This is a genomic window from Thermostichus vulcanus str. 'Rupite' (assembly GCF_022848905.1).
Lineage (GTDB): Bacteria > Cyanobacteriota > Cyanobacteriia > Thermostichales > Thermostichaceae > Thermostichus > Thermostichus vulcanus_A.
Map to the genome: position 1 here is coordinate 14,553 of NZ_JAFIRA010000002.1, position 17,700 is coordinate 32,252.

Here is a 17,700-nt window from a genome sequence, read left to right on the forward strand (position 1 = left end):
GGTTCACCAACCTAGAGGTCAAGAGGCCGCCTGCTCAACCGAAAACTTAACCGAATGCAACAAGGAAGACTCCTTCCAGTTTTCATCCGCAAACATCCAAACTGCGTTCGGGGGAGGGCTCAGTCATAACTTCTATTGACTGTATCACAGCCTTCTCAAAAGGGGCACACGTGGTCATTTCAAGCCCAATCTCCGAGGAAATACAACAGAATCCAATGGATGTCCATCAAGATTTTCGACTACATATTGTGGGAAATCAAATAGATAGGGAGCATGAGACTCTAGATATTGTAGATATACCCATAAACAGGATCCCTGAGGATAAGTCTCAAGATTTAACGAGGCATAGAGAGTAGCATAGAGTACCATGCACCCAGCTTGTGAAAGTGTCCACTGTTCCGAAGGATGACCCTTGCCATGTTGACCACTCCCCAACGCCAGACCATCCCTGTTGTTGATTTCGCCACCTTTCAGAAAGGGACGGCACGTGAGCAGGAGCGGTTTGTCCAGCAGGTGGGGGAGGCCTTGCAGCAGATCGGCTTTTTTGCCCTGATCAACCATGGTCTATCGCCAGCCTTGATTCGGGAGGCTTATGAGACGGCAGAGGCTGTTTTCCTTCTACCAGAGCCTGCCAAGAGAGCTTACGAGGATCCTGCGCTACTGGGGCAACGGGGCTACACTCATTTCGGCAAAGAACACGCCAAAGATCATCCTTACCCCGACCTGAAAGAGTTCTGGCACATTGGCCGCGAAGGGGATCCCAACTTTCCCGCCAATATCTGGCCACAGCAGGTGCCCCAATTTCAGAAGGTGATGACAGAGTTGTTCGCCCAGTTGGAAGCTTGTGCCCGGGGCTTGTTGCGGGCGATTTCTTTGTATTTGGGAGAGCCTGCCGATTATTTGCCAGAAACGGTCGAGGGGGGAGCCAACCTACTGCGGGTGATTCATTACCCGCCGATCCCTGCGGCAGCCCCTCCTCAAAGTTTGCGAGCAGCGGCCCACGAAGATATTAATCTGATCACGCTTTTGTGCGAAGCCACTGCGCCAGGGCTAGAACTCCTGCAACGAGATGGATCTTGGTTACCCATTTCGGCTCTGCCCGGTCAGATCATTGTCGATGCTGGGGATATGTTGCAGAACCTCACCAACGGCCTGTTGCGCAGCACCACCCACCGGGTCACTAACCCCGACAACGACCGGGAACGCCGGTTCTCTATCCCGTTCTTTGTTCATCCACGAGCTGAGGTGGATCTCACACCTCTACCGGCTTGTGTGGCGCGTACCGGCGGGATCCCGATCTTTCCTAGCCTGACAGCTGGTGAGTACCTTAATCAACGCTTAACCGAAATTGGCTTGGCCGGATCCCCGGCCAAAGGCTGATTCGACACCAGCGCCCTGATTGGGCTGGATTCTGATTGGGCTGGATTCTGGGAACAACGGGACTGGGCGGATTCGAACCGCCGACCTAGCGCTTAGGAGGCGCTTGCTCTATCCATCTGAGCCACAGCCCCAAAAACGAACGGCTGAAGGGTCACCGGGTCAGTCTATCTCAAATCGGAGAGGCTTTGTACTCTAGGGGTAACAGACAACGTTATGGCCGCTTCAGAGCAGTTGAGGTGCAGTTTTAGACAAGAGTAGCCAGTTACCCCAGAAGGCCGACACAATGCCCAAAGCCTACTCACTCATGGGATCTCGAAAGAGAAGCTGGTCAATGCCTGTCACTATGGCGGGATCCCTGAGGGCGATTTGAGGGGCCAAACAGGGATCCCTATCTGAGTTCATCAACGTAGGCGATAGTGTCGTCCTAGGTGAGTGAGGAACTGCAACTGCACCAGGCTGTGGAGCTGCTCCGGCTGAAAGAGCTGGTGCATCTGGCGATCCCGCACCAGGGATCCGGCGGGATAGATGGCCCGCAAACGCTGCCAACAGCGGAGGGCTGCCACCACCTCAGGCTTGAGGGGATGCTTGAGGAGTTGGCTAAGGGCTAGGAGCAATGGCAGCCGCTTTCCCCCTTTGGGTGGCCGATCCAGCACAAGATGGGCAAAGGGATTCGGCCTACCGCTCACCCGCAGCAGACTGAGTTCGTCCGAACCTTCGTGGGCAATAGCCAGATAGGTGCCGTCGAAAATACAGGCAACCGTGGTGCCGAGTAGAAGGGGCACCACCTTAGCCGTGAGACTAAGAGCATGCTCCGATGTCCATCGATAGGTGGGTAACTTAATGGGCTTCCGCCTTTTCTTAACGAGGATGCGGTTGAGGTGGCGCAGCCGAATACGCTCGGAGCGAATGTAATCTTCATCGGCTCTCAGCTTTTGGGCTAGCTCATCGGGGCTTTGCTGGAGCTGAGGCTTTAAATCTTGAGAGAAGCAGCACTTGATGGACTGTGGCTGCAGGTGAACCCAGGTAGCCATATGTAACTCCCTCGCTTACTTTTCGACCGAAACATAGACACACCATCCCTACGGGATGGCGGGTCATGTCACTGGTTTAGCGAGGTGCTACATGAGCTTTATAGGCATACCCACTAGGGGATATACGCATAGATTATGCCCGTACTATGACGAATTTGCCTAGTGGTATTTATACTCATCCTGAAAGGTCGGCAATCAACCCGTTTCCAATTTATGGGGATCCCTAATGAATAGGGACCCTTCTGCTTCTGGGATCCCTACTGGGTGTCACGGTCAGCGTTTCCAATTTATGGGGATCCCTAATGAATAGAGACTTCCCAACCCGGCGGGCGACGGGATCCCACCAATGCGAGTTTCCAATTTATGGGGATCCCTAATGAATAGGGACAACACTCCAACAGGCTCCACAACAGGGATCCGATCGGTTTGGGTTTCCAATTTATGGGGATCCCTAATGAATAGGGACGTCGGAGGAGGAGTACGAAAAGATTAAGAGCTTACCGGGGTGGGGTTTCCAATTTATGGGGATCCCTAATGAATAGGGACATCAGAGATCTAGATACAAAGTTCTTGGTCACTACCTGGTTAGTTTCCAATTTATGGGGATCCCTAATGAATAGGGACAGCAAGATGCTGAAAAGCCAATACCTTTGTCTTATTTAGCAAGTTTCCAATTTATGGGGATCCCTAATGAATAGGGACATCCTTACATCATTGGTATAGATCCCCAAGTATTTAGGTTTCCAATTTATGGGGATCCCTAATGAATAGGGACATCAAAGTCGGCCCATTCTGCTTGCTTGACCAAGAACTCGTTTCCAATTTATGGGGATCCCTAATGAATAGGGACAAACGGCTGTATCGGTATAAGTGCCATTTAAACTTTCTAATTGTTTCCAATTTATGGGGATCCCTAATGAATAGGGACATATTTTCCTATTCCTGAAGATGATATAAGGATAAAGTTTCCAATTTATGGGGATCCCTAATGAATAGGGACGTAGAGTTTGGATTGCTTATGCTAGCCTCTTTCGAAGTTTCCAATTTATGGGGATCCCTAATGAATAGGGACTCGATTGGGCGGGCGGAACCTTGTCGTATAGATCTAGTTTCCAATTTATGGGGATCCCTAATGAATAGGGACGGACGAATCTGGATGGGCTAAAGTTTTTGTTCATTGGCGATGTTTCCAATTTATGGGGATCCCTAATGAATAGGGACAACTGGTGGTAATTGCATGGGATCCCCAAGGTAAACAATGTTTCCAATTTATGGGGATCTCTAATGAATAGGGACTACTGGCAAACCCGTGCAGCCAACCGTTGTCGGGTACCAGCAGTTTCCAATTTATGGGGATCCCTAATGAATAGGGACTTCGGGAATATCCTCCGAGCGGCGGTCGGGGACGAAAACGGTTTCCAATTTATGGGGATCCCTAATGAATAGGGACGAGAGTTAAAGCGCACTTCCTGTATTAAAACCTCGACCTGTCTGTTTCCAATTTATGGGGATCCCTAATGAATAGGGACGCAATCGCGGTCAACGCGTTGGCATAGCCTTGCATATCGTGGGTTTCCAATTTATGGGGATCCCTAATGAATAGGGACAACCCGCACCTGTTGGAGGAGCCTGCTGAGCCCAAGGCCAGTTTCCAATTTATGGGGATTCCTAATGAATAGGGACACTATCCGCATTAACGGGGATCCCAATACGCTGGCTATTACGTTTCCAATTTATGGGGATCCCTAATGAATAGGGACTGCGGTAATGGCCAAAATTCTCCCAGAGCCGAAAGAAGAACGTTTCCAATTTATGGGGATCCCTAATGAATAGGGACTTGATAGTATTGAGGATATTCTGCTCGGCATTACTGAGTGTTTCCAATTTATGGGGATCCCTAATGAATAGGGACTGGGTCGGGATCCTCAATACTTGCATCAAGCTAGAGCGGTTTCCAATTTATGGGGATCCCTAATGAATAGGGACGAAAAAGTCATTAAACTACTGAAAGATGCTCACAACAACTTGTTTCCAATTTATGGGGATCCCTAATGAATAGGGACAAGAGGTGAAAGAAGACCTAGAATGGGGAGATATTCGTGTTTCCAATTTATGGGGATCCCTAATGAATAGGGACAAGGTTAACATGACATAACAACCAAGGTGTAGATGATACCGTTTCCAATTTATGGGGATCCCTAATGAATAGGGACCCTTTATTTGTGAAAACGAAGAAGACACCAATATGTATCTAGAGTTTCCAATTTATGGGGATCCCTAATGAATAGGGACAAGAAACTAGATAACCTGGGATTTATATTCCCAGGTGTGTTTCCAATTTATGGGGATCCCTAATGAATAGGGACAGGTACAAATGTTGATCAGGACAACCGAAGGCTTTGTCCGTTTCCAATTTATGGGGATCCCTAATGAATAGGGACATCATCTAGTATATTGACTTCTGAACTAGTTGTTCCTTGACGTTTCCAATTTATGGGGATCCCTAATGAATAGGGACACTGGCGCAAATGGGCAGCGGCGCCTATGCGCGTCAAGAAGTTTCCAATTTATGGGGATCCCTAATGAATAGGGACCGTAACTAGGCATAGAGCCAGGATGAGCCATTCCGCCGGGGGGTTTCCAATTTATGGGGATCCCTAATGAATAGGGACATCCTGAGTTAAAACCAGAAGCTTTGTATGAAATGATCCTGTTTCCAATTTATGGGGATCCCTAATGAATAGGGACTGGTATCAATACGCCTGCACCACCTGTAGAGGCTGGTTTCCAATTTATGGGGATCCCTAATGAATAGGGACGAAGTATCAGGATACACTTCAATAGTATTCGACTTAAGGTTTCCAATTTATGGGGATCCCTAATGAATAGGGACACACTGGGGCGGTTTGACTGGGGGGACTGGCTGGGAGCCGAGTTTCCAATTTATGGGGATCCCTAATGAATAGGGACATTTCTCTAAACGACTGATTTAATCTATCGTCATTAGGGTTTCCAATTTATGGGGATCCCTAATGAATAGGGACAGGAGAGAGAGAAATGGGTAAACAAGAAATCGGTTGTTTCCAATTTATGGGGATCCCTAATGAATAGGGACTCACAAGTCCGGGAGAGGATATCCGCATAGAGCTGAAGGAGTGTTTCCAATTTATGGGGATCCCTAATGAATAGGGACCTTTGCGCGTTAGGCGAAACATTCTGAGGGACAACACGAGGTTTCCAATTTATGGGGATCCCTAATGAATAGGGACCAACAACAGGGCGGGCTAAACCCTGGCTCTATGACACAGAGGTTTCCAATTTATGGGGATCCCTAATGAATAGGGACGCTAAATGCTCCGCTGGAAGCAGCGAAGACATGCCTGAAGTTTCCAATTTATGGGGATCCCTAATGAATAGGGACATGAACACCCATACATCACTGGAGTTGAACTCAGTGTTTCCAATTTATGGGGATCCCTAATGAATAGGGACATTCAGACAATGATCCGGTCCGACCAAGGCTTTGTGTTTCCAATTTATGGGGATCCCTAATGAATAGGGACATCCAAAATCGTAGAGCGGCGGACGTAGGAGCCGTAGGTTCTGGTTTCCAATTTATGGGGATCCCTAATGAATAGGGACTTCTAGAGTTGTGTTCATTTCGGTAGGAGAAAGGTGTGTTTCCAATTTATGGGGATCCCTAATGAATAGGGACCTTCTAGTACCTCAGGAGCCATTGGCTATGAACATCCTGGTTTCCAATTTATGGGGATCCCTAATGAATAGGGACTTTTTGAGAAGGGGGAACTCGTGATTCACCCCCTGAGTTTCCAATTTATGGGGATCCCTAATGAATAGGGACGTTCTAACTTTTGTAGGAGTTGCTGGTGTATTTACTTGTTTCCAATTTATGGGGATCCCTAATGAATAGGGACTTCTCAAGGCATCTTAGCGACCTAATCTCTATCCAAAGAATAGTTTCCAATTTATGGGGATCCCTAATGAATAGGGACCTTAGCACCACAGGATACTACCGGTCCTATCACGGACGTTTCCAATTTATGGGGATCCCTAATGAATAGGGACAAGGAAAATCAGCTGTGTAGCTATTTCTCATAGTTTTCTAGCGTTTCCAATTTATGGGGATCCCTAATGAATAGGGACGCTCACAATTATAGTGTAAAAGCCGCCCTAAAAGGCAGAGCTGTTTCCAATTTATGGGGATCCCTAATGAATAGGGACTAGCCTCTAGAAAGGCAATGCAGGTGTTGTGAATCAAGTTTCCAATTTATGGGGATCCCTAATGAATAGGGACGTTAATTAATATAGCTGAAACTGGTAGGAAACTTGGCGTTTCCAATTTATGGGGATCCCTAATGAATAGGGACATTTTTAGGTGCGAGTACTATGACGCACCCGTCGACATCCGTTTCCAATTTATGGGGATCCCTAATGAATAGGGACGCTCAGGCTGGCTGAGCGAATTCAAGTTTGAACAGCCGGGTTTCCAATTTATGGGGATCCCTAATGAATAGGGACAGCCTCTTCTAAACTACATCCGGATAAATTCCGGTAATTGCGTTTCCAATTTATGGGGATCCCTAATGAATAGGGACACTGTTGAAAGCTTAATTAAACAACAGTGGGAATGATATAGAGTTTCCAATTTATGGGGATCCCTAATGAATAGGGACAGAAAGCCGAGCGCAAAAGAGCGCAATTCAACAAAAGAGTTTCCAATTTATGGGGATCCCTAATGAATAGGGACCTTGATTATTCTATATTTGTTGTTGTATATTGTCCCTGTTAGTGGTTTCCAATTTATGGGGATCCCTAATGAATAGGGACTGGTCAAGTTAGAGGGGGAGCTGGGTCAACTTTCTGAGGAGTTTCCAATTTATGGGGATCCCTAATGAATAGGGACTGCGGAGCGCTGGGCACATCCCCGTAAGAGTCAGTCAAGTTTCCAATTTATGGGGATCCCTAATGAATAGGGACTGCTTGCCGGTTCTCTGCTGCGACTGCCTACAAAACGTTTCCAATTTATGGGGATCCCTAATGAATAGGGACCTTGGGTACGACTTCGCTTTGCAGGTTTGACGTCAGTAGTTTCCAATTTATGGGGATCCCTAATGAATAGGGACGGCAACATGCCATTGGTAGGCAAGGCAATCACCAAGGGTAGTTTCCAATTTATGGGGATCCCTAATGAATAGGGACGCGGAATGCGGGGTAAGGGGGCCAGGGGGATAGCCCCCTGACGTTGTTTCCAATTTATGGGGATCCCTAATGAATAGGGACGTGTTGCTATTGGAGAAGGCATCACCACGGGCACAATGAGCAAGGTTTCCAATTTATGGGGATCCCTAATGAATAGGGACTCTCTTTTCATCTAGTGCCATGCTTCCTCCAAAACTTGAGGTTTCCAATTTATGGGGATCCCTAATGAATAGGGACTGAACGGTTAGCCCAGGCCCACTGGGGGGCCACACAGCAGCAACACAAGTTTCCAATTTATGGGGATCCCTAATGAATAGGGACTTTGGATTGTTCGAGGCTAACACCAGACAAAGTGCGGTATGGTTTCCAATTTATGGGGATCCCTAATGAATAGGGACAAGATCAACCGTGTGAAAGTGGTGAGGCTTGCACCTGTATTGACTAGTTTGTTTCCAATTTATGGGGATCCCTAATGAATAGGGACCTTACAGACCAATGCCCAACGTCTATGAGAGGAAGAATAGTTTCCAATTTATGGGGATCCCTAATGAATAGGGACAGAGCACCCTAGCAGTTTCGCCAGGGTTGACTGTGAAAGTTTCCAATTTATGGGGATCCCTAATGAATAGGGACCTGACCTCCGGTGGTGGTGCGGCAGGCACTTGAGCAAAGATGTTTCCAATTTATGGGGATCCCTAATGAATAGGGACAGCCCTCAAAGCCGCCCTGCCCAAACTCGAAGCCTATTGGTTTCCAATTTATGGGGATCCCTAATGAATAGGGACTCGATCTTTGAGTTTTCTGCCTGGATCCTTAGTATTTTTGTTTCCAATTTATGGGGATCCCTAATGAATAGGGACTACACCATCCAACATGCTTAACTACTTTGAATTGGATTGTTTCCAATTTATGGGGATCCCTAATGAATAGGGACCCCAAAATTCCTATGCGTGGGGTTATCGTTGGTCCTAGTTTCCAATTTATGGGGATCCCTAATGAATAGGGACGGATATATGGAGTTAACAAAACTCCTTGAGCTTTATGCTGTTTCCAATTTATGGGGATCCCTAATGAATAGGGACAATACAGAAAGATGGAGGAGATGGGGAGGATAACAAGGTTTCCAATTTATGGGGATCCCTAATGAATAGGGACGATTACGGGGCAGTTCCCCGTGATCCAAATGCTAGTCAGTTTCCAATTTATGGGGATCCCTAATGAATAGGGACAATAGATGTGCCCTCTTCTTTGCTAACCGAGTAGAAGTATGGTTTCCAATTTATGGGGATCCCTAATGAATAGGGACTCAGCAAGTCACTTTTGGAGAGCCACAGCACTCCCATATTGTTTCCAATTTATGGGGATCCCTAATGAATAGGGACCTGCACCGCCACGGGTAGCAAACCAGACAGCAAGTCCGTACCGTTTCCAATTTATGGGGATCCCTAATGAATAGGGACTGTTCTTCTTGAACTATTGCGTTGTCCTTCATCGTTATTAGTTTCCAATTTATGGGGATCCCTAATGAATAGGGACTCTTCCCCACTAAAACCCAAGCAGGGCGAGGCATGCAAGCCCGATTTGCGAGGGGGGGGTGGCAAGGGAGGGCGAGAGGGGCAGTTGGATGGACAAAGACATGGGTGAAAGCCTTACTCTGTAAGGGATCGAGCGGGTCAACGTGGATAGGTCATTTTGGCCATTTTCCCAGGTCATCGCAGGGCGGCTCAATGCCACCCTGAACGAATGAGGATCCTCGTTCATTGCTTTTACACAATGAAAGATCCGGGAACAGAAGTTAGCGGCGGTCCACCCCATATCTCCACCTGACCAAGCGTATGGCTAGACAAAGGATAGAATCGAAGGCTGTCTTCCTCAGATTTGATCCTTTTATGCAGCCGAAACTTTAATTCTTCAAACTGATCTTTATCCAAGACACACTCAAACACACTGTATTGCACTCGCTTTCCGTAACCTTCTAACAAGTCAGAAATCTTCTTTCTGCGTTTGTCCGACGGTGTATCATAAACCACGACATACAGAAACATTTTAGAAGCATTAACGAATGCGATAAGGCTGATAAGACTCCTCAAGATTGTAGATGCATTTTTTAATTTGTTTCACCTGTTGAGTCAGTAAGTCCCAACGCGGTTGTTCACCCTCATCGGTTTGAATGGATCCCTCCATTCTTTGGACAAAAGCCTTGAGATACTTCTTTCTGCCAACATCATTCAAAAAACATCCCCCCTCATGATACTCAAAATCCTCCTCAACATTCATTACACCAGTATTAACCAGCCACAGCATTAGGGAATCCACAATTGGTGACCGAAACTCTTCAAGCAAATCAGACACCAAAGCAGCATGGCGTTCACTTGCCGCATGCAAGCAACCCTGATAGGGATCCAAGTCTTGCAATTCAATCAATGTCAACAAATGGTTCCACAGCACCATATATCCAAAGCTGAGCATGGCATTAACCGGATTGGTTGGTGGTCGTCGAGTCCGGGTCAACAAGACAAATCCTGGCCGCTGTAAACAATTACCCAGCTCAGGAAAGTACAAAGCTGCCCCTGCTCCCTCAATTCCCCGCAATTGCTCCAACGAAGTAGTCCGCAGCGCTTGTTCGGCCAAATGTTCCAAACTCCTCAGAGTCAGCGGGCCTGTCTCTGTTGGTCTTAGTCGCAACTGCCGCATTAACAGTACCCGTCCATTGAGTAACTTTGCTCGCACCATCTGAGCTGCCATTCTCAGTCGCCACTCTTCCGGCAAACTTTGTTGCAAATGAGCCAAGCGTCGGTAGCCCCTCTCAATTGGAATGAGCCGCCCATAGCAGTAGCCCAGCCGCGACAGAAAAGCAATCGGAATATCCCGCTTCAAGCAGGCCCGTACCGCATCCGTTGTCACCTGAGAGCGGCCAAACACCAACACTTGCTCTAGCAAAGGCAACGATACCTCCTGTAGCAGTGTTTCCCTCCACTGCACCTGTAAGAACTCTTGCTTGAGATTTAACCTGCACCCCTGTTGAGAAACATACAACGTTCGCATCAGCCAACATCCTCATCCGAGTCAAAGTGTTTATCTCTCTGAGTTCTTATGATTTGTCCAGCAGCAGAACTTTGTTTTCTTTCTGTTGGCAAAAGCTCAACCTCAATATCTGCACTCCTCAATACATTGACCACAAAATCAGTCATTTCGCCAGCAAAATAGCTAGCAATCATAACCAGAATTGTATTGGTGATCACTGCTGACAACCCCAAAGGAGCAATCAATAAAATTATCAGCGTGGCAGCCCCACTCATCAAAGCTGAGATCAGGTTTCTCACTTGTTTAACCCGTAGTTTTTTACCACTCATGGCTCTTCTTCTCCAAATTCTCTTTAATTACTCTTGTTCCAGCTTCTCATCAATTTGCTCTTTGGCCCATTGAATTGCTTTGGTATTGTCCACGGCAGCGGCAATACCTGCTAAAATCATTTGGGCAATGGATGGGGAAAAATCATCGGGATCCTCTTGCGGGATCATCAGACCTACCAGGAAGAGAATGGAAAAAAAGATCCCAAGTGCCTTCCAGCGCCGGGTGTATAGGTAAGCTCCAAGGGGGAACACAAAACCCAATGCTGCCGCTAACCCCACGGAACGGCGGGATAAACGATAAATCCGGCGTAACTCTTTCTCTTGATGCTGCTTTTCCTCTTCCGAAATAATTTCTCGTACTTTGCTCATGACAGGATCCTTGCTTCGACCTGAACAATGGGATCCTAAAAGCAGTTGGAAATAGGGCCTTCCAAGATGGGATCCCTCTCCCAATCGGATCTACAGGCTCAGGATCTGTCAAGGGTGGGAGCAGATTCACCGAGCGTAGCCATTGCTCCGTTTGCGGCCAGCAGTTGCCACTCCAGCCGACGATCCAGAAAGTCCTGCCGCAGCACCTGAACTCGGTACGAGCAATGGCAATCCGTACCGTTCACGTCGCCTTGAGCCTTTTATAGGTGGACTTTCAAGTTGAGCAACATCGGGTTTTACTACGGCCAAATTTGAGCAAAGCTATCGGCTTGAGCTTTTAATTCCTCCAAATATCTACGGCGTGGATTCTGAGTTGCTCCAAACACGGTTACCACTTGATAGTCACCTAAATCGGCAATCCAAACCGGTGACGGCACCACACCCCCCTGCACACCCCCACACAAAAACTTGTCATACTGCCCCTCCCCTCGTTTGCCCAAGCGATGTAGCACAGCTAGAGCGTAGGGTTTGCCAAAATCCCCCTCGCCACTACAGACAACAATGCGGCAACTGGCATCCACAGCCTGCGGCCAAGTGTTTTGACTAACCTGACCAGCGTTCTTAGGTTGCTTAGGATTGATGGTTAGCCCTGAAATGAGCTTGAGAGCTTCAAAGAAGTCCCTCAGCCGCTGCTGAAACCGCTCTTTGAACCGACTAGCAGATTCGGATAAACTCCAAAACGGATCCTCCCTTTCTGGAATCAGGGTGGATCCCCGCCACCACGGTGCTTTTGGACGAGTCTTGCGAGAATAGCAGGGTCGCCTTGCCCCCTGTCCAATGCCACCCAGATGAAAGAGCATCCAAGTCAAATTAATCAATAGCTTTTTGACAGCCTCTTTTTTCTGGTCAGGACACTCTTGGGACAAAGAAAGCACCAGGGTGCCGGCCTGCTTACCCACGGGATCCCCTTTCCCCTGTTGATTGGGCTGGGGCTCTGGTTGTAAAAGTCTGCCATCGAAAATTTCAACTCGGATCCAGCCTTGTTTTGGAGTTGGCGTGATTGCTCCGAACAGTTGCCCCTCCAAATCCTGCACCTGATTGGCAGGCAAGACTCCCAATGCAAACGTCCGAAACCAATAGCGCAACATATTCTTGAAGGCTACCGGGCGTACCTCAGCCTCAGCCGCCCCGCGATGTTGCCATTCCTGGCGGTTTTGGTTCCAAGTCCACTGGGTAAACTTCTGCCTTCCATGAATGAGCTGCCCCTCTAGCTCAAATGGCAATCGCAAGAACTCACCCGGATTTGGGGATCCCTGCCCCTGGCTCAACCGCCCATAGCCAGAGTTAATTTGGGATCCCGCACCTTTTTCTAGCCCTTTGATCAGCCATGTTTTGACTTGAGCCAGCATCTCGTCAGTGCAGCCTGGGCCTTTGCGGATCCCAATTAAGAAGGTTGCCTGCTTGAGGGAGAAAAACACATTCGGATTGGGGCTGTATTTCAGGTTATTTCCGTCCCAACTCCAGATATTGTTGGCAATATCGACAGCTAGCCCACCCGTTTTGGAGTTATCGGGATCCCCTGGCTTGGGTACCGGATAAGCATCCAAAAACACCACCTTGCCAGAGCGATCCCTTTCTTGAGCCTCCAAATGTCCGAACCAAGGAGCGACAGCTTGATCTGCCTTTTCCCAAGACAAATGCTCCTGCTCCATTTTCTCTCGAATGGCCTCAGCTCGGGCCACCCCCCGCAACGTTGAGCTGGGAATGTAGGGGATCCCCAGATGATCAAAAGCAGGTAACAGCATACTCTCCGGCCCCTTGGATCCCCCTACGCGAATCCGCCAGGGACAGGCAACTTCAAAGGTGTTGCCCTCTCCAGCCATAAGCCTGGTGCGGACATTCATCGTTTGTAATCGGGAGCGAATGTTGCTTTTCTCAGCCCGATGCACCAAGTCAACTTTGGTGCCATCCTTGAAGTTGCCCTCGGGCACGCGCATCCAGCGTAAGTATTCGATAAAAGTGGCCGAGGGATCCGGCTGCGGATTGGGATCCGAGGGATGTCCTAGCCAAGGTGAAGGGGGAGAATTGCCACCCCCTCCCTGTCCACCTCCAGCCTGATTGGGTGGACGATTTCCCCCTGGATTGCCCTGTTGCGAACGAGGAGCGGGCTCCCGTTCTCCTGGACGTGGCGGGCGAGGTAGGGGTCTTGGGTTATTTCCACGAGAACCAGCATGACCGGCATGAGAATTAGGCATTCGATCTTCTCCGAGAAATAGTATTAGTGATTAATAAATGTTTTCCGAAGTTCGCGCAGCATGGTACTGGTGCCAATTTCTAAGGCACGTTGAATGAGTTGAGGAATAAGCTTGGGAATATCTATATCAGGAAAAAGATTGCTCTGTGTTGACTCTACATAATGTTCATCCTGAAGGATGAATATCTTCAAGCTGTGATCACCCATTACCCAAATTTCTGGAACACCAATTACCTCATAAGCATCAATGAATGTCTTTGAGGTAACATCAGACTCAATAGCAAGATCAGGTGGCGGTAGTAAATCTACATCAATTCTACCTTCGCAACCACGCACCCGCTCAAGATGATTCACATAAAAACAGGTGTCTGGTTCCACTCCAGCCCTACCGACCTTTTTGAGTGTTGTCGAACCAAAATCTTCCCAGTCTCTCTCTTGAGCATCTAAAAGTGCTTTGACAATGTCGGCAGCAATACGATGAGGACGTTCGTGCCTAGATAAGGGAGACATGATTTCCAAAGTGCCTTGGTAGTAGGCAATGCGTGTATGACGGTCTTCACCCAAATCATTAAGAATATGCTCACAATCTTGCCAAGTTAGAGAATGAACAGTAATCCTACTACCCTGGTATAAAGAGATGGATTGAATCGGAACAGCTACGCTCATGAGTCTCCCCCTGTTACATCGTGATAAATTGCTGTAGCCCAGAAACTAAACTCTTGAGCAATTGCCAATCCCAAGCCTGTTAGCCCAAGATAATCCTCAACGGATAACTTTGTGAGGGTGTCGAGACCTTGAGCATTACTCAGGTTTTGATATCCAGATATTGCTTGCAGACAATCAAAGAATTCTTGAATGACCTTAACTTTTTCGGGCTTGCTGGATTGCAGAGCTTTTTCTTCTGCTTTCAAACGAATCAATCCCCAGGTTGAGAGATAGGTATACAGTTCAACAGCCTGATTCTTTTGTTCTTTGCGTTTACTGTCATCACGGGTTGTTCCACTCAACGTACTCAAGGCAGAGTACACAGGCTTAGCTAGAGTGCGTGGATCAAAAGTCATACCTTGTCCTCCTTGTTGGAAAGTTGTTGATTCAACCAAGCTCCTGCTGCTACATTGGATGTGGAAAGCCGCTCTAATGTTTGATTGAGAAGCTCTATCTTGAGTCCATCCAAGACTCTAGATACTTCGGTTTCAACATAAGTCTTGCTCTCAGACATCGTAAAAGCAAACACTCGCTTACCTTTGATATCAATGACCCAATACTCCCGGATCCCTAGTTCTGCATAGAGATCCCCTTTTTGATGCATCTCTGAGGCAAGTGTTGTGTCAGAAACTTCTCCTACTAAATCAGGAGCTCGATAGCAATTAAGATTGATATATCGTCTTTCACCTTCCCGATAGATAGGTATATCTCCACCCACATAGAGAATCAAGTCGGGAGCAGCAGCTTGGATCCCTTGCTTTTCCAGAAGGCATCCTCTATCCCGCAGTTTTTCGTAGTCCGACCAGCTAGCAGTTTGCCACCGTGCTTCAATCACTTCGAACTTATCTACAGAAAGAGTCATCGGGATCCCTCCTCACTAAAGACCTGGACAAAACCACGTCCTAAACTTTCTTGCCCGCCAATTTGCATAAGATCAGGCAGCATCTTCTGGAACTGTTCACGCGCCTGAGCTGAGGTCCCATTGGCCTGTGCCGTCACCCCCCAGGGGAAGTACATCAAGCTATCTGGCGGTATGGCTTCCTCGTATCGAAATCCTCCTTCAACCACCTTATGCTCGTCTAATTTCACCTTAACCTGCCGCCACAAACTCATCTGTATCAAGGTCGCGCAATGTTGATCTGGCAACACGATTACCTTTGTAATATCAGATCCTTTAATACAGTCGGCCGCCTTATCCCATTCTTTGAGATGATCTTTTTTGAGGATCGCATCTTTTAGATAGACCGGTTTTTCAGTTCCCAGGTTTGTGCTGTATTCCGGCGGGATCTCCAACTCTTTTCCAGAAGCTCGAATCCAGCGTTTCAACAGCAATGGGCAGCTAATCCACACCACCCCATGACTGAGGGAGGGAACCGGAACCCACAACAGGGATCCATCCCCAATCCAAATGGAGCCTTGGTGGAGGTTTTCCCCATCAGCAATTTCATTTCCAAATAGCTGAAATTTGAGCTCTTGATCAGTCACACTTGCCCTTAGCCTTCCTCGAATCGTACTAGAAGGGATGTAGGGCAAATTAGTATGGGATTCTCGTGCAATTCCCAACAGATTTCCCTCTTGAGTTGTACCACCGGTGTGGAGAGGAGATAGTAGAGTCAGGTAGATAATGTTCATGGTCTGTCCTCCAAAGTTTTCACAATTTGACTAAGGTGTAACCAGAATCGTAATAAGTGAGGCCAATTTACGATCCAGTTGAAACAGGCATCCAAATCATTTCGCTATACCCCAACTGTCGCCAGCGATGATGAGGATTGGGATCCCCATTCTCTTTTGTGGGTTTATCCTGATGCAGTGGGGCAGGTTGATTGAGGTAAAAGACACTTCCAGATGGGGCAGCAAAAACCTGGGGAGCAGGTAAACTAAACTCTTCATTGTTGTCATTCCAAGCGCGGGTTCTACTGTTAATTGGAATCCCCTTCTCCGTGGCTACACTCACTAAGGGGCCGACTTTGGGGCTGGCAGGATGAGGTGTGGCCAGTTTCCACTCCCAGGGCCAAGCCCGACACATAGGGATGCCACTCAGGGTTTTGATGAAAACACCTGGTGTTACCAAATAAGCCAAGCAAGGTTTAGAAGCCCGTTGAGTTTGCTCTGAGAGTGCTTGCAGCGGTTGCCACTCCTGCTCCAGAGCCGGACAGGGATGGACGATAACTTGATGCCCCTCCCCGCCCAAACGCAGTACCGTTCCGGGTTCCAGCAACAGGGGATGCCATTGTTGCTTTCCATTGGCTCCACTGAGAACCTCAATGGAAACGGCCAAACTCCAACCCGGCTGAAGACGGATGCAGGTCTCCACAAAGTAGCCATCGCTGTCTTTGACTTGGCGTTTGCCGGTTTGAAGGGTGTTGTGGGGGCGAATCTCCGTTGTCCAAGGGGCTGCAATCCCCTCACTTAGATCCCAGGGATCCCCTTTTTGAGCGCGGGAAACAGCCTGAGCCGGGAGATAATCCGGGCCTTTGTCTTTGGCAGAGGCAGGGCCCAACGGGATCCCGGCGGCAATCAAGGGTGCTGGACGGGTGGGATCCCAAACACATTGATGGTAAGCATCCGTTTCTGGCAGCCAACTGACCGGCACCAGGGGGGATCCTTGATACAAATGCAACGGTCGCGGCAGGTAAAGTTTCTCATCAAAACATAGGAAAGGGCCTCGTAATCTTAGGGTCACTTGTTTGTTTAGGTGGGCCAAAAGTGCTCCGGCAAGGGCATGACCTGTGGGTGGAAAGCCTCCTTTTGCCCAAGCCCGTTCCCCTGGACTAAAAGGTTTGGCATCCCGAAACATCAGGACATCCAGGGGAGTAAGGGTGTACCAGTTACCCATAAAGCACCTCCAGGGTTAACGTTATGTCAGGAAAAGCAAGCGGTGCAAAGGGGATCTCATTCCTATCGATGATGGATTGCTGACCATAGGACGTGTTTTGAGGGTGTCGATAGATCTCTAAAGTGTTGTTTTCTAAATTGGCAATCCAATAGTCTGGGATAAGGGATTCAGCATACAAAGAGAGCTTGGTGGTTTGGTCATACCTGAGGCTGGTATCGGCAACTTCGATAATCAAGAGGATGTCCTCTGGAACCGGAAATTTATTGGCATAAAAATCCTGGCGGGGCTTCAAAATCGCGATATCAGGCTCAGGCTCACAGTAATCAGGAATACGAAATGGATTTTGAATACTGACAATAGCCTGTTCACCAAGTTGCTGTACCCAAAACCGGGTCAGACGATTAATTGTGACGGCGTGCTTTAACCCCACAGGAGACATCACTACAATATCTCCACGAATCAGTTCAACCCTTGCCTCTGGCTGGAAAATACCAACTTTTTCCATCAGTTCATAGTGTTCTATTGTGAATTTGTAGGTCAGTAATTCCATAG

13 protein-coding genes, 1 tRNA gene and 1 CRISPR repeat array are annotated in these 17,700 nt (G+C 48.0%); of the genes, 1 reads left to right on the forward strand and 13 read right to left on the reverse strand.

All coding sequences use genetic code 11. The features are described from left to right. Window positions 1-417: 417 nt before the first annotated feature. The gene (locus JX360_RS01290) at window positions 418-1,380 is read left to right on the forward strand and encodes an isopenicillin N synthase family dioxygenase (protein WP_244348635.1); all 963 of its coding nucleotides are present in this window, start codon (window positions 418-420) and stop codon (window positions 1,378-1,380) included. Between the two features lie 57 nt (window positions 1,381-1,437). On the opposite strand, the gene JX360_RS01295 is transcribed toward JX360_RS01290, so the two are convergent. From JX360_RS01295 to JX360_RS01355, 13 genes are all read right to left on the reverse strand, one after another. Beyond that, window positions 1,438-1,511: transfer RNA gene (locus tag JX360_RS01295), tRNA-Arg, on the reverse strand. A 270-nt stretch (window positions 1,512-1,781) separates the two neighbouring features. Beyond that, window positions 1,782-2,411: a hypothetical protein gene (locus JX360_RS01300; RefSeq protein WP_244348637.1), complete on the reverse strand. Its 630-nt coding sequence runs from the start codon at window positions 2,409-2,411 to the stop codon at window positions 1,782-1,784. 202 nt (window positions 2,412-2,613) lie between these two features. Beyond that, window positions 2,614-9,167: direct repeats of the CRISPR family, unit length 36 nt; unit sequence GTTTCCAATTTATGGGGATCCCTAATGAATAGGGAC. Between the two features lie 230 nt (window positions 9,168-9,397). Further along, window positions 9,398-9,676 carry a CRISPR-associated endonuclease Cas2 gene (gene cas2 / locus JX360_RS17810; RefSeq protein WP_244348639.1) on the reverse strand — a complete coding sequence of 93 codons (279 nt, stop codon included), beginning with the start codon at window positions 9,674-9,676 and terminating at the stop codon, window positions 9,398-9,400. A 10-nt stretch (window positions 9,677-9,686) separates the two neighbouring features. After that, a complete protein-coding gene (gene cas1 / locus JX360_RS01310) occupies window positions 9,687-10,676 on the reverse strand; it encodes a CRISPR-associated endonuclease Cas1 (protein WP_244348641.1) in 990 nt (329 codons plus the stop codon). Continuing rightward, the gene (gene csx18 / locus JX360_RS01315; protein ID WP_244348643.1) at window positions 10,676-10,984 is read right to left on the reverse strand and encodes a CRISPR-associated protein Csx18; all 309 of its coding nucleotides are present in this window, start codon (window positions 10,982-10,984) and stop codon (window positions 10,676-10,678) included. Before csx18 ends, cas1 begins: the two co-directional genes overlap by 1 nt. Before the next feature lie 27 nt (window positions 10,985-11,011). Continuing rightward, entirely contained in the window at window positions 11,012-11,353 is a 342-nt protein-coding gene (locus JX360_RS01320) for a hypothetical protein (protein WP_244348645.1), read from the reverse strand. A 299-nt stretch (window positions 11,354-11,652) separates the two neighbouring features. Then, window positions 11,653-13,608 (reverse strand): RAMP superfamily CRISPR-associated protein, encoded by a 1,956-nt coding sequence (locus tag JX360_RS01325; RefSeq protein ID WP_244348647.1) that lies wholly within the window; start codon window positions 13,606-13,608, stop codon window positions 11,653-11,655. A gap of 23 nt (window positions 13,609-13,631) precedes the next feature. Continuing rightward, on the reverse strand, window positions 13,632-14,273 hold the full coding sequence (locus JX360_RS01330; RefSeq protein WP_244348649.1) for a Uma2 family endonuclease: 642 nt from the start codon (window positions 14,271-14,273) through the stop codon (window positions 13,632-13,634). After that, window positions 14,270-14,668, reverse strand: coding sequence for a hypothetical protein (locus JX360_RS01335; RefSeq protein WP_244348651.1), 399 nt, complete (start codon window positions 14,666-14,668; stop codon window positions 14,270-14,272). The genes JX360_RS01330 and JX360_RS01335 overlap by 4 nt, the downstream gene beginning before the upstream one ends. Next, window positions 14,665-15,174, reverse strand: coding sequence for a Uma2 family endonuclease (locus tag JX360_RS01340; RefSeq protein WP_244348653.1), 510 nt, complete (start codon window positions 15,172-15,174; stop codon window positions 14,665-14,667). Before JX360_RS01340 ends, JX360_RS01335 begins: the two co-directional genes overlap by 4 nt. Further along, window positions 15,171-15,944: a type III-B CRISPR module RAMP protein Cmr4 gene (cmr4, locus tag JX360_RS01345; RefSeq protein ID WP_244348655.1), complete on the reverse strand. Its 774-nt coding sequence runs from the start codon at window positions 15,942-15,944 to the stop codon at window positions 15,171-15,173. The genes JX360_RS01340 and cmr4 overlap by 4 nt, the downstream gene beginning before the upstream one ends. Before the next feature lie 67 nt (window positions 15,945-16,011). Continuing rightward, a complete protein-coding gene (locus tag JX360_RS01350; protein WP_244348657.1) occupies window positions 16,012-17,148 on the reverse strand; it encodes a type III-B CRISPR module-associated Cmr3 family protein in 1,137 nt (378 codons plus the stop codon). Continuing rightward, on the reverse strand, window positions 17,141-17,698 hold the full coding sequence (locus JX360_RS01355) for a Uma2 family endonuclease (RefSeq protein ID WP_244348659.1): 558 nt from the start codon (window positions 17,696-17,698) through the stop codon (window positions 17,141-17,143). The genes JX360_RS01350 and JX360_RS01355 overlap by 8 nt, the downstream gene beginning before the upstream one ends. Between the last annotated feature and the right edge of the window lie 2 nt (window positions 17,699-17,700).